The sequence below is a fragment of the Actinoplanes sp. NPDC051475 genome (assembly GCF_040689425.1).
Classification (GTDB): Bacteria; Actinomycetota; Actinomycetes; order Mycobacteriales; family Micromonosporaceae; genus Actinoplanes.
Window position 1 is genome coordinate 506,171 of sequence record NZ_JBFAZZ010000002.1, and the last position, 12,605, is coordinate 518,775.

At 69.1% G+C, this 12,605-nt stretch carries 13 protein-coding genes; 8 read left to right on the forward strand and 5 right to left on the reverse strand.

Annotated features, from left to right (window positions below; genetic code table 11):
- Positions 1-3: 3 nt before the first annotated feature.
- Positions 4-423, reverse strand: a complete 420-nt coding sequence (locus AB0368_RS06790; RefSeq protein ID WP_366152802.1) for a pilin — start codon at positions 421-423, stop codon at positions 4-6.
- A 708-nt stretch (positions 424-1,131) separates the two neighbouring features.
- Entirely contained in the window at positions 1,132-2,040 is a 909-nt protein-coding gene (locus AB0368_RS06795) for a hypothetical protein (protein WP_366152803.1), read from the reverse strand.
- A gap of 1,256 nt (positions 2,041-3,296) precedes the next feature.
- On the opposite strand from AB0368_RS06795, the gene AB0368_RS06800 reads away from it, so the two are divergent.
- The 5 genes from AB0368_RS06800 (at position 3,297) to AB0368_RS06820 (ending at position 9,335) form a co-directional block, all read left to right on the forward strand.
- Positions 3,297-4,274 carry a hypothetical protein gene (locus AB0368_RS06800; protein ID WP_366152804.1) on the forward strand — a complete coding sequence of 326 codons (978 nt, stop codon included), beginning with the start codon at positions 3,297-3,299 and terminating at the stop codon, positions 4,272-4,274.
- On the forward strand, positions 4,267-5,307 hold the full coding sequence (locus AB0368_RS06805; protein ID WP_366152805.1) for a DNA methyltransferase: 1,041 nt from the start codon (positions 4,267-4,269) through the stop codon (positions 5,305-5,307). Before AB0368_RS06800 ends, AB0368_RS06805 begins: the two co-directional genes overlap by 8 nt.
- Positions 5,304-5,621, forward strand: coding sequence for a hypothetical protein (locus tag AB0368_RS06810; RefSeq protein ID WP_366152806.1), 318 nt, complete (start codon positions 5,304-5,306; stop codon positions 5,619-5,621). The genes AB0368_RS06805 and AB0368_RS06810 overlap by 4 nt, the downstream gene beginning before the upstream one ends.
- 65 nt (positions 5,622-5,686) lie before the next feature.
- Positions 5,687-6,883 (forward strand): site-specific integrase, encoded by a 1,197-nt coding sequence (locus AB0368_RS06815; protein WP_366152807.1) that lies wholly within the window; start codon positions 5,687-5,689, stop codon positions 6,881-6,883.
- Positions 6,876-9,335, forward strand: a complete 2,460-nt coding sequence (locus AB0368_RS06820; protein ID WP_366152808.1) for a site-specific integrase — start codon at positions 6,876-6,878, stop codon at positions 9,333-9,335. Before AB0368_RS06815 ends, AB0368_RS06820 begins: the two co-directional genes overlap by 8 nt.
- Before the next feature lie 20 nt (positions 9,336-9,355).
- On the opposite strand, the gene AB0368_RS06825 is transcribed toward AB0368_RS06820, so the two are convergent.
- Entirely contained in the window at positions 9,356-9,646 is a 291-nt protein-coding gene (locus AB0368_RS06825) for a hypothetical protein (RefSeq protein ID WP_366152809.1), read from the reverse strand.
- 285 nt (positions 9,647-9,931) lie between these two features.
- Between AB0368_RS06825 and AB0368_RS06830 the strand changes: the two genes are divergently transcribed.
- From AB0368_RS06830 to AB0368_RS06840, 3 genes are all read left to right on the forward strand, one after another.
- Positions 9,932-10,588 carry a hypothetical protein gene (locus tag AB0368_RS06830; RefSeq protein ID WP_366152810.1) on the forward strand — a complete coding sequence of 219 codons (657 nt, stop codon included), beginning with the start codon at positions 9,932-9,934 and terminating at the stop codon, positions 10,586-10,588.
- Positions 10,585-11,142 carry a DNA (cytosine-5-)-methyltransferase gene (dcm, locus tag AB0368_RS06835; RefSeq protein WP_366152811.1) on the forward strand — a complete coding sequence of 186 codons (558 nt, stop codon included), beginning with the start codon at positions 10,585-10,587 and terminating at the stop codon, positions 11,140-11,142. The genes AB0368_RS06830 and dcm overlap by 4 nt, the downstream gene beginning before the upstream one ends.
- A gap of 151 nt (positions 11,143-11,293) precedes the next feature.
- Positions 11,294-11,887, forward strand: coding sequence for a hypothetical protein (locus AB0368_RS06840; protein WP_366152812.1), 594 nt, complete (start codon positions 11,294-11,296; stop codon positions 11,885-11,887).
- Here the strand turns inward: AB0368_RS06840 and AB0368_RS06845 are convergent.
- Both AB0368_RS06845 and AB0368_RS06850 read right to left on the reverse strand, forming a co-directional pair.
- On the reverse strand, positions 11,852-12,043 hold the full coding sequence (locus AB0368_RS06845) for a hypothetical protein (protein ID WP_366152813.1): 192 nt from the start codon (positions 12,041-12,043) through the stop codon (positions 11,852-11,854). The genes AB0368_RS06840 and AB0368_RS06845 overlap by 36 nt on opposite strands.
- Positions 12,044-12,095: 52 nt before the next feature.
- The gene (locus AB0368_RS06850; RefSeq protein ID WP_366152814.1) at positions 12,096-12,593 is read right to left on the reverse strand and encodes a hypothetical protein; all 498 of its coding nucleotides are present in this window, start codon (positions 12,591-12,593) and stop codon (positions 12,096-12,098) included.
- Positions 12,594-12,605: the final 12 nt, after the last annotated feature.

Here is a 12,605-nt window from a genome sequence, read left to right on the forward strand (position 1 = left end):
CGATCACCCGCCGACGATGCCTTGCAGCACCGTGAGCAGTACCGGGGCGAGCACGGCCAGGCCGTAGCCGATCAGCGCGTTACGGAAACACGTCTTGGCTTTCTCGACCTGGGTGGTGTCGCCGCCGGCGCTGGTCCAGTACACCCCGGCCAGCACCAGGAACAGGGTGGCGATGGCGGCGAGGATGCTCATCAGCCAGCCCCGCAGATTGCCGACGACGGTAGGCAGATCGTTCGGGGCGGCCAGGACTGCCTCGCGGGCGGCGAGCACGATGTCCGGGCTCGGGCCTGCGGCGGGTTCGGCGAGTACCACCGCGAGCGGTACGGACAGCAGCAGCGCGGCGGTGGCCAGGTGTGCGGCGCCGTGGACGGCGCGGCGGGGGACACGGTGACGGCGGGCGAATGCCCGGAAACGGGATGACATGAGATTGCGGCACCTCCCGCCCCACGCGAAGAAGGCCGCACACGGCGATGCCTGCGGCGCGGGGCGAATCAGAAAAGAGACGGGCGGACGAAGCCGCCGCCGGACGGCGCCTGAGAGAAGACCCGCGCCCGGCCCGGGAGGAGCTGGGCCTCCCTTACAGGGGTGATGGCAGGTTTTCGATGAGGTGTCAGCGCACCGAAAGCGCGGCACCCAGGTCGGGCGCGGGCATTCTCGATAGCGCCGTCCGGCGGCGGCGGACACCCCTCGTGGCCGGCTGGCCTTCTCTGAGGTGTCCTTCGTCCTTCAAGGGGCTCTGGTCAGCTCCGGCGAACAGCAGCCGAATCTGACACCTGCCCGGTCCGACCTGACACCGCAGGTCAGAGCGTTTCCGAACGCCCGCCTGCGCCGTGCCGATCGGCGAGTCGCGGAGCCCGGTCAGGTCGTTGGTGTCAGACGGAGCGGTCTGACACCCTCTTGACAAACCGCCGCAGTGACCCCCCGGAAGCCCCCCACGGTCGTAGCGGGTGGCCAGCGCTGCAGAGGGCCTTCGTTCGCTGACGAGGTGTACGACACGCTCCCGAGATCAACGCGCTCCCGAGATCGACGCAGCGCTGGGCGCTTTCCGGGGCCGGAGACAAGACAGCGGGCAGATGCTCGGCGGAATCCGCCGGGCACCTGCCCGCTGTGCGAAGAGAGAGGCTGTCGGGTCTAGGCGGCGTCGACGAGCACCGCCGCGGTGGCCGGGGCTGCCGGTCGGGGCGAGTGCAGCGCGGTGACCGTGGCGTGGGCGCGATGCCGGCGGTGGGCGTCCTGCTGGATCCGGGCCTGCTCCGCCGGGGAGACGACACCGTCGTCGAGCACTCCACTGCGCAGCGCGTCTGCCAGGCGGCGGTCGGTGCGGGTCAGCCGCATCCGCAGCGCGTCCCTGCCGACACCCAGCCGGGCGGCGATGACATCCGGATCACGGCGGCCGAGCCGCACCGCGATCCACGACTGAGCGTCACGCCCGTCGACCAGGCCCAGGCTGACGGCCCGTTGCACGAGCAGGTCCTCATGCTCGTACGGCAACCGCGGCGCACGGGGCCCGGCGACCCCACACTGCAGCGGCGCCTCCTCATCGACGACCGGCGTCTCGTAGGCCACCGTGCCGATCAGCCGGTGCCCGGCATCCGTGGCGGCGCTGACCAACGCGCCGAACACCCCGGGGGCGTCGCGGTCCACGCGGTGCACGCCCGCCAAAAACCCGGCGAGGATCTCGGCGTCCAAGTCGTCGCGGTCACCGCGGAAGCGAGGCGCGAGCCGACAGGCGATGCCGTTCAGCGCCGGCATGGCCATGCCGGCGGCGGCGACCACCCAGTCCGGGCCCTGGATGCGGGCCCGCCGGACAAGCTCGCGCCACACCACGTCCTGCGCGGCGGCGGCGGTACCGGGCTGCATCAGCCAGGCCTGCAACGCCGGCAACGGCACCACCCCCGGCGGCAGCCGCACCCCCTCGGTCTCGGCCAGCGCCCGACAGTCCAACGACATGGGGGCCGGCTCACAGGTCAGCGCGGCGAACGCCGCCGCGGCGGCGCGCAGCGCCGAGGTAGGCCAGAGAGGCGACGAAGTCGCGGTCATGAAAAGCTCCCAGTTCCTGGATCGAGCCGGCGGACATCGCCGCGCACCCGCCCTGACGGGTGGCACCCGCGCATTGCCGGCGTGGTGAAGAGCGGCCAGTACCGCACACCGATCTGACCAGGACCTGACACCGCAGGTCAGACGCGGTCTGACACCACGGCGAGGTCGGCCTGACACCCGCCCACGGCGCGGCTGACACCCGGCCCGGCGCGTCTGACCCTTCGGTCTGCGCGTCTGACACCCGCCTCGGGCTTCTCCGCCGGCGCGGCGCACCTGGGCGGTTGTCACCTCGATCGGCACGTCCGGCGACCCTCACCTCGGCATCGATTGGCATCGTTGACATTGGCAGTCCAGTGCCGCCGCGCCGGACACCGCGCCGCCCGACACCGGACAGTGTCAGACAGTCCGCGCAACGTCTCGATGTCATCGACCGCAGCGGATGACACGGCTGCCGGTGACAGCGCCTGACGCCACCTTGTACCGCAGGCTTGCGCTGTACTGACAGCTCACCGCTCGTGTCTGACACACCGATTGCCGGCGCTCTTCGCGGATCCGTCCGCAGCCTGGCGGCGAACCGGACACACCAGCAGTGTCAGGCCGTGTCAGGCGCCGAACGGACGCGCGCCGTCTTGGCGCCCGCCGATGCAAAGCGAGCTGCCCCTGCGGCCAGTTCCGCGAGGCCGAGCGCCGATACTCGGACCGACGGCGGCGGGCGTCCGACCCTTGTACCGCAGGCTTGCGCTGTACTGACAGCTCACCGCTCGTGTCTGACACACCGATTGCCGGCGCTCTTCGCGGATCCGTCCGTAGCGCGGCGGCGAACCGGACACACCGGCAGTGTCACGTGGTGTCAGGCCGTGTCAGGCACCGAACGGACGCGCCGTCTTGGCGCCTGCCGGGGCAAGCGAGCTGCCTCCGCGGCCTAGCTCCGCGAAGGGCGACGCCGATGCCAGGACCGTCGGCGGCAGCGTCTGACCCCCCTACGCGGCGGGCTTGCGCTGTAACTGACACTTCACCGCTCGTGTCTGACACCTGGCCGGAACTTGTAGAGGTATCTGACACCTTACTGTTCGTGTCTGACACCGGTTAACGGTGTTCACCATGCCGCGCCCGGCTCGCCAGGCCCGGAAAATGCGACAGACCGGTGGTGTCAGGCAGCGAATCACGGTGTCAGATCGTCTCGCTGTTCGCTGGAGCTGACCAGAACACCTTTGCAAATGTCAGCGCACCACGGCGCGGCGCGGAGCTCACCGCTCATGCGACGCCACAAGCACACCTTCACATCCCCTTCCACCACGACCGGCAGCGGCGACCCGCTGCGGTCTCGACTCACTGTCGATGTCGTTCCCGGCGAGCCGCCGGTACCTATCAGCCTCTGGCGCACTGCCCGCACCGGCCAGGACCGGCCCGATGTCATCGGTGCCCGGCTGGCCGAGCACATCGTGGCCTTCTACTCCCAGCCGGGCGAGGCCGTCATCGACCTTACCGCCGGGCACGGCCTGACCCAGGCATGCGCCGTCGGCTACCGGCTGCACCACCAGGCGTGGTTCACCGACGCGGCATTGACCGTCGCGCCGGCCACCGAGAACCCGCCGGCGGACACCCCGCCGGCCGGTGCCGGCATCCCCGCCGTCAACGACGGCACGTCCGACGGCGACGGCATGTCCGACGGCGATGACGACGCCGTCGACCCAGCGGACTGGTTCGGCAATGACCTGACCGACACGGACCTGCCCGGCGGCGACACCGCCGGCGCGGCGCCGCACGCCGGTGTCCGCGCCGGGCGGGTCAGCCTGATCGTGGCGACCTGGCCGCTGTCCCACGACGACGGCGCTGCCGGCAACCGGGTCCGGCTGGCGTTCCTGCTCGCCGCTGCCCGCCGGCTGCTGCGTCCGCGCGGCTGCCTGGTCCTGGTCATCGCGGACGCCGACGACACCCTGGCCGCCGCCGGGGACTTCACCCCGATGGTCAACGCCGCGGCGGTCGCCGGTCTCGACTACCAGCAGCACATCGTCGCGATCACCGCCGACACCGACCGCGACGAGTTCCGCTACCACGCCGCCCCGGAGGAGATCACCGCGCTCATCGAGGCGCAGCAGGCCGTGCCCTGGCGGCTGCACGTGCGGGTGCACAACGACCTGCTCGTCTTCCTCTCCCGATCCAACCCCACCAGCGACGGCGCCAGCGGCGCCGCTGCCGGCACCGAGACCGCCAGAGGTGAGGCACGTGTGTGAGCAGCCGGATATCACCAACTGCCCGTCGCACACCCCACCCACCGCGTCGGCGGGTGGGCGGCACCGCGACGACGGCCCCGCAGGCCGGCACCACGCCGAGCCGCAGACAGGCGACGGCTACACCGGTCGGCACCGGCCCTCGGCGCACGAACTGTCGGTGTGGCTCACCAGCCAGCGCACCCAGCCCGTGCAACGCCGCGGCCGATACGAGGCGAAGTCCGTCGCGCATCCGGCGCGGATGGTGCCCGACATCGCCGCCGGGCTGATCGGCGCGTTCACCGAACCCGGCGATCTCGTGATCGACCCGATGTGCGGGATCGGCACCACGATGGTCGAGGCGATGCACGCCGGCCGCGACGGTCTCGGCATCGAGTACGAGTCGCAGTGGGCCGACCTCGCCGACGCGAACATCGCCCTCGCCCTGTCGCAAGGCGCGGCGGGGCGCGGGTCGGTGATCCGCGGTGACGCGACCCGGATGACGTCGCTGCTACCCGCGGCGCTGCACGGCCAGGCCGCGCTGGTCATCACCAGTCCGCCGTACGGGCCGAACGTGCACGGCAAGGTCCGCCCCGACGAGGACGGCGTGCACAAATCGGATGCCAAGTACGGAACGGACAAGGGCAACCTGGCCTACCGGCCCGGCGGGCTGGCCGCGCTGATCGACGGTTTCACCACCATCCTGGCCGGCTGCCAAAGCCTGCTGCGCCCGGGCGGGATCATCGCGGTCACCGTGCGGCCCTACCGGATCGGCGACGTCCTGATCGACCTGCCCTCCGCGGTCGTCGGCGCCGGGGTGAGCCTCGGACTGACCTCGGTAGCTCGGCTCGAATGCTCCATGGCGGGCCTGCGAGACGGGCGGTTCATCGCCCGCCCGTCGTTCTTCCAGCTCCGGGCGACGCGCCGGGCGATCAGCAACGGCACCCCCGCCCTACTGCCGGCCCACGAGGACCTCATCATCCTCGGCAAGCCGCTGCACTCCGAGATCGGCGACGCTCACCCCGACGACGGTGCCGGACCGAAGGTGGGCCGGTGACAGCACCCAAGTATCGATTCCTGTCACTCGGCGCAGGGGTTCAGTCGACCACGGTACTTCTGCTGGCCGCCGCCGGGAAGATCCCGGCCTTCGATGCGGCGATCTTCGCCGACACCGGCTGGGAGCCACCCGAAGTCCGCGAACACCTCGACCGCCTCGAGGGCGTCGCCGCCGAGGCCGGGTTCCCGATCCGCAGGGTATCGGCCGGCAACATCCGCGCCGACGCCCTGGATCCAACCCACCGGTTCGCGTCCATGCCCCTGTTCACCCTCGGACCGAACGGCGAGAAAGGAATGGCCCCACGTCAATGCTGAGTTATCTGCACCGATGAGCCCTCATAGGTTTCCGGTGCTATCGATGATGACTCAGGGAGCCAGGCGTGGATCTGCGTGTTCTGTTGGTGGAAGGGCGAGGCACTGTGCCCTCGGTCGGGTCAGTGGTCGATACCGGCCTGCTACATCCGCCGTTCATCGTTCATGACGAGCAGGGAGCTGAGATCGAGCCGGTAACCGGCTACCTGCGCCAGCTCGCTCTCAGCGACTGCAGCCGGCTCACCTGCCGCAGCTACGCGTTCGGGATGCTGCGCTGGTTCCGACTGTTGTGGCTGTTGCAGATCGACTGGAACCGTGCGACCGAGGCCGAGGTCGCCGTGATGGTGGGCTGGCTACGGTCGGCAAACAACCCACAGCGCCGCCGCTCGGACCCCAAGACACAGCCCGCTGGCTCAGTGAACGCGCAGACGGGCAAGCCCGCTCTGCGGGCTGGCTACGCACCCTCGACGATCAACCATGCGCTGTCGGTAGTCAGCGGGTTCTACCACTTCCAGGCCCATGAGGACCGCGGCCCAGTGCGCAATCCAGTCCCGGTCGCGGCACAGCGCCGCCGTGTGCTGGCGCATCGCAGCCCATTGGAGACGCCGGCGCGCTTCGGGCGGGCACGGCTGCGGCAGCGGGTCACCGATCCGATCCCGCGTTCAATCCCGGACAAGCTCTGGGATGAGATGTTCACGGCGATGCAATGTGACCGCGACCGGGCGCTGCTGGAGTTCTTCGTCTCCAGCGGTGCCCGGGCCGCGGAACTGCTGGGTTTGACGGTCGAGGACCTGGACTGGGCCGGCCAGCGGATCTGGGTGATCTCGAAGGGCACGCGCGCACGGCAGATGGTGCCGGCCTCACCGCAGGCGTTCGTCTATCTGGCCCGCTATCTCGACGACGCCGGCATCCCGGCTGCAGGCGAGCAGATCTGGCGTACCCGCCGGGGTGACCCCCGGCCGCTGGCCTACTGGGCGCTGCGGCGAATCCTGCAACGGGCCAACGCGAGGCTGGGCACCAACTGGACGCTGCACGACCTGCGGCACACCGCGGCGACGCGCATGGTCAACGGCGGCAAGCTGACGTTGGCGGAGGTCCAGGCGATCCTGCGGCACGCCGACATCCGAGTCACCGGCCGCTATCTCACGGCTCGAGTCGAGGACCTGGTCGAGAAACTGGCCGAGCACTACAGCAAGCCACGCCCGCGAGTGACGTACGCCGCCGGCTACGACGCGGCCGACATCGCGGCGGTGTTCGGTGCCTAAATCCGCGTCGACAACCACAACCGGTCTGACCCGTCGTCATCATCGTATCGGCCCGGTCCTGGAGGAACTCGGCTTCCCGAGCCGGTTCGTCTCCGGCCGTATCCCCGCGCAACCGGCGACCGCAGCGGTGCCTCCACGCCCGTTCGGAGACCTCGCCACGGCAACGGCCGGACACCTCGGCGAGGTCGCTATGACGGCCTGGGACGGCGCCACGCGTGAACGCCTTCAGCGCCGCACCCAGATCCTGGCAGCCCTGCAATACCTGCAGGCCCTCCCCGGATCGTCGTGGCAGCAGCGATGGGACACCAGTCCGCTGGGCGCCGGAACGCTTCCGGCCAGCAGCATCCTGTCCGAGCTTGAGCCGAGCCAGACGATCAGCCCGGGCATCAAAATGCTGTTCTGCCTGCGAGTCGTTCAGCCGTCACTGATGGCTTTTCGACGCAACAGGTTCCGGGACTTCCCGTCCCCGTTCGTCGCCGCCCAGTCCGATCCGCTGCTGGACAAGTACGTCGCCTACGTCGACGGGCACGAGGCCAGCTGGGTCCACCGGCGCCGAACTCTGTTCGACGCAAGCTGCCTGCTCACCGTTCAAGGCGTCACTCTCACCGACGTCACCCCGGCCGCGATCCTGCACTACGCCCACGAAACCCGCCAAGTGCTCACCGTGCTGCGCGAAGGCAAGAAGGACGCCAACCTGTTCTGGGGCATCGGCCTATGGAACGTCCTGCACGCCATGGGCCATTTCGCGACCAGCACGCCAGCCACCATGCGCGCCGCGATGTTGCGCGGGCAACTGAGCACCACTGAACTGGTCGACCGTTACCCCATCGCGCACCAGGGCGTGCGGCAACTGCTGATCGACTACATCACCCGCCGCCGCGCCGAGACCGACTACGCCACCATCAACAACCTCGCCCGGTCGCTGGCCCACCACTTCTGGGCAAAGATGGAACGACTCAACCCAGGCCAGGCCGACCTGCGCATCGATCCGCAGGTCTACGCCATCTGGCGCGAACAGCTACGCACCCGCGACGACGGCCAGCCCCGCACCAACGTCGATGACATCACCATCGCGATACGCAGCTTCTACCTCGACTTGCACACCTGGGCTGCGGAGGAACCCGAGCGGTGGGCCGTGTGGGTCGCGCCGTGCCCCATCTCGCCGACCGAGTTCCGCGGCGGCGGCAAACGCCGCCGCCGGATCGAAGAACGCTCCGCCGACCGCACCCGCCTGCGGCAACCACTACTGCCGGTACTCGTCGCTCACGTCGAGGACCAGCACCAGCACGCCAAGACCTTGCTCGAACACACGGCCGCCGTCAGCGAAGGCGAGACGTTCTCGCTCGCCGGCCGCGTCTACCGCCGGTACGTCTCGGCTGCCGATCACAAGCGAGCCCGGCACGAAGCCCGACCGATCCGGGCGATCGACGAGGCTACCGGCAAGATCGTCCACGTCAGCACCCTCGAGGAGGCGGCGTTCTGGCAGTGGGTGATCATCGAGACCCTGCGGCACTCCGGCGTTCGCATCGAGGAGCTCGTCGAGCTGTCTCACCTGAGCATCCGCCAATACCAGCGCGCCAACGGCGAGGTCATCGCCCTGCTGGTGATCGCCCCGTCAAAGACCGACCGGGAACGCGTCATCCCGATGTCAGCCGAACTGTTCCACGTCATCGCTCAGGTCGTCCGCCGACACACCCGCGACGGGCGGCCGATCGCCCGGCTAAGTCGCTTCGACGCCCACGACAAACTCTGGAGCACTCCGCTGCCGTTCCTGTTCCAGCGTCAACGCGGCACCAGCCGGCACGTCATCACTCCCGCCACGATCGGTCTCATGCTGCGGCGCCTGTGTGAAACCGTCGCCGAACACCATCCCGCTTTCCGCGGCTTGAACATCACGCCGCACGACTTCCGGCGCATCTTCGCCACCGAACTGGTCAACAGCGGACTGCCGATCCACATCGGCGCCGCCCTGCTCGGGCACCTCAACATCCAGACCACCCGCGGCTACGTCGCCGTGTTCGATGACGACGTCGTACGCCACTACCAGCACTATCTTCAGCAGCGCCGGACCCACCGGCCCGCCGACGAGTACCGCGACGCCACCGACACCGAATGGACCGAGTTCGAGGAACACTTCGACAAGCGCCGCGTTGAACTCGGCTCCTGCGCCCGCCCCTACGGCACTCCCTGTCAGCACGAACACGCCTGCATCCGATGCCCCATGCTCAACATCAACCCAAAGATGCTCGACCGGCTCGCCGAACTGGAAGAGGACCTTGAACAACGGCGAGCTCGCGCGCAAGCCGAAGGCTGGCTCGGCGAGCTCGAAGGCATCGAGCTGACTCTGCGCTTCCTGGCCGACAAACGCCAGCAAGCGACCCGCCTGCAGAAGCAAATCCCCGGAACAGTCGCTCTCGGCATGCCGGCCATCAATCCCGACGCACGCTCATGACCGCTTCTACGAGGCGTCCATCACATCTCGAACGTGTGCCGCCCGGGATGCTTCTGGGGAAGCAGGCAGTCATCCCCGGTGAGCTGATCAGCACGGTCGCAAGTTTGCAGGCAACTCAGCCGCCGGTTCATCGCGTTCCAGCGAATCCACCACCAACGGTCACCGCCATCGGACGCGACGACGAATGCGGCATGCACGTCCTCGTGGCCAGCAGCCAGCTCGCAAGCGACGGCATCCTGCGAGGCCGGCTCGACGAGACCATCCAGAGCACCAAGAACCACCAACTCAGACGCCGTAAGAACGGTCGTCACGGCGCACCTCGGCCACAGCCAAGCCGCAGACGAACCGCTCTCAGCTATCACCACCGGGCCCACCCGCTGTCCATGACCGAAAGATAACCGCACGGCCGGGCCAGCAGCTACGGAGCTGGTGCGGCCGTCAGCTTCATCGCCGTAGAGCGTCACGCAACCGAGTTCAACACGGACTCCCGCCCCACGGGCACACCACCCAATCCCGACTACTACCACAAATCTGATTCCCGAGCGCCGCGCACCTCACAAGGTGCGCGGCGCTTCTGCATCCACAGGAGCCTGCTCTTGACCGCAAGTCAGACGACACAACCGATCAAAACGACGAAAGACCACCGCTTCCCCCGTTCTCTCCAGGATCAAGTGCAGATAAGTACGAGCGAATACAAAATTCGGCCGATCAAAAAGGAGGTGCGGCGCTGGCTCGGCTACCCGAACAGGGAACGGATTCCGGCCGGGGAATTCGCGCAGATGACGATCGGGATCAGCCTCGACGAAATCGGCCGGGCCCGCGATTCTGACGTCGCCTACATGCGCAACGTTTTCCCGCTCCTCGACCTGAAATGGCGCAGAGAAGACTGTCTGCGCTTTCTCGCCGACAACGGGTGGGAATCCACTCCCCGAAGTAGTTGCGTTGGGTGCCCCTATCGCAGCGACGACGAATGGATCCGTATTCAGCGGAGTCCGCAGGTGTGGGCGGACGCGGTCGCGTTCGACGCCGCGATCCGGCACGGCTCGGCGCGGGCGAACGCGGGCGGGCACCCGTTGCGCGGGCAGTTCTTCCTGCATTGCCAGCGGGTCCCGCTGAATCAGGTGGTCCTGCGTCCTCGCACCCCGACCGCCGAACAGCGGCCGGGGTGCGGGCCGTGGACATGCCCGCACAGCGAACCTGCCGTACCCGCTTCGGCGGGTACGGCGGGCGGGCCGGACGAGGGGGTGGCGTGAGCAGTGGCCACCCCCAAGGCCCGCGGATCGGGTCGCTCTGCACCGGATACGGGGGGCTCGACCTCGCCGTCGAAGCGGTCCTCGGCGGCCGGCTCGTCTGGTACGCCGAGGTCGATCGGCACGCCCAAACGGTCCTCCGCGAGCGGTGGCCGGACGTCGTCAACCTCGGCGACATCCGCAATCTCGACTGGAAAGGGGTCGAGCCCGTCGACGTCCTCACCGCGGGCTTCCCATGCCAAGACATATCGAACGCGGGAAAGCGCGCCGGCATCCGCGGTAAGCAGTCCGGGCTGTGGAGTGCCGTCGCCGACGCCGTTCGCGCGCTATTACCGGCGCTGGTGCTCCTGGAGAACGTGGCCGCGCTCCGCGGCCGCGGCCTCGACGTCGTCCTCGCCGATCTGGCCCAGATCGGGTACGACACGCGGTGGGTTTGCCTTCGCGCATCCGACGTCGGTGCTGCCCATCGCCGCGACAGGCTGTTTCTGCTCGCGGCTCGAGCAGGCGACTTCGGAATCGGCGGGGATGCCGGTGTTGCCGACGCCGTGCGCTCGTGACGGCAAAGGTCCGGGTCTGCCGTACGGATTGCCGGACCTGATCGAGCCGGGCGGTAGCCGCAACCCGCTGCTACCGACTCCGACGGCGGTGGCGTACGGGTCGAACAAGTCGACGTCGGCGGGTGCGACCCGTCGGCCCGGATTGTCCGGCTTGGGGCAGCTGTTGCCGACGCCGACGGTGGCCGACAGCCGCAGCGCGGCCAACGCCACCGCCGGACGCAGCAACCCGACGGCGGCGCACGCCGGTCACACCCTGCCCGACGCCGCCCGGCTGCTGCCGACCCCCCGCGCCACGGACGGCAGCAAGGGCAGCCCAGGTCAACGGGGCAGTCACGGGGATCCCACTCTGCCGTCGGCGGCAGTGCGGATGCTGCCGACGCCGCGCGCCTCCGACGGGCACGGCGTCTGCCGGCACGGCGACGGCGGCCCGGACCTGGTCACCGCGGTCGCCGGGCTGGGTGAGCCCGACGAAGTCCGCTGGGGCGGCTACGCCCTGGCCGTCGCTCGGTGGGAGCTGCTGCTCGGCCGGGCGGTGCCGGAGCCGACCCAGCCGGGCAAGCACGGCCGGCCGGTGTTGGCACCGCCGTTCGTCGAGTGGCATCTCAATGACGAAGTCAAGGACGGCACCACAGACGGGGTTGGTTGGGTGAGTTCGTTCGTCAGAACGAGATGCTGGCGTGCAGGGCGTGAGATCTTCAGTCGCTGTGCGTCAGCGGCGATCCGTGAGCGCCGCCTCAAGGCGTAGGCCGATGCCGGCGAAGACGAGCATCCCAGCGAAGAGGTAGCCCTTAGCCGGGGTGCTATCGGTCGCCAGCCCCACAATGGTGATCAATAGGCCAACGAGCAGGGCAATGTTGCCGAGAATTCGGGCGGTGTCGACTCTTCGCTCCCGTGCGTCCACGAACAGCACCGTACGGATCGGAACCGACCGGAGCGACATCGGGGTCGATCGATCACGCCAAGCGCGCCGAAGCCCCGCTCGTTCCGACGATCCGTCGGGCCTCCGCGAGGATCTGGTCGTTGACGTCCTGTTCGGTCATGTCGGTGTACTCAAGCGTGTCATACACGTCGTCGAGTTCGACCAGGCGTTCGGCGAGTGCCACCCTGTCGTGGCCGATGGTGGAGTGCGCCCACGCCACCAGGTCCAGGGCAGGCATGAGCCCGGTCACGACCCGCGAAGCCATGACCCTGACCGCCGCTTCCTGCCCCGCGTGGCTGCCTCGCGGGTGGTAGCTGAGCCCCGCGTCCGTCAGCGCGGCTTCGAGCAGTTCGGGCACTTCCTCATCCGCATGCCGAACGTGAACGCCGGCGAGCATAGCCAGGTTGAGCCCGTCGAAGCCGGCGATCAGGAGGTCGCAAGCGACGTCGACGAGTTCGGCCGCGGTGACGTGGCCGACGCTCCACAACGCGGCAGCGTTGTGCATCCGGGTCAGGACTTCGTCGCGTTCCACGCGTTCATCCTG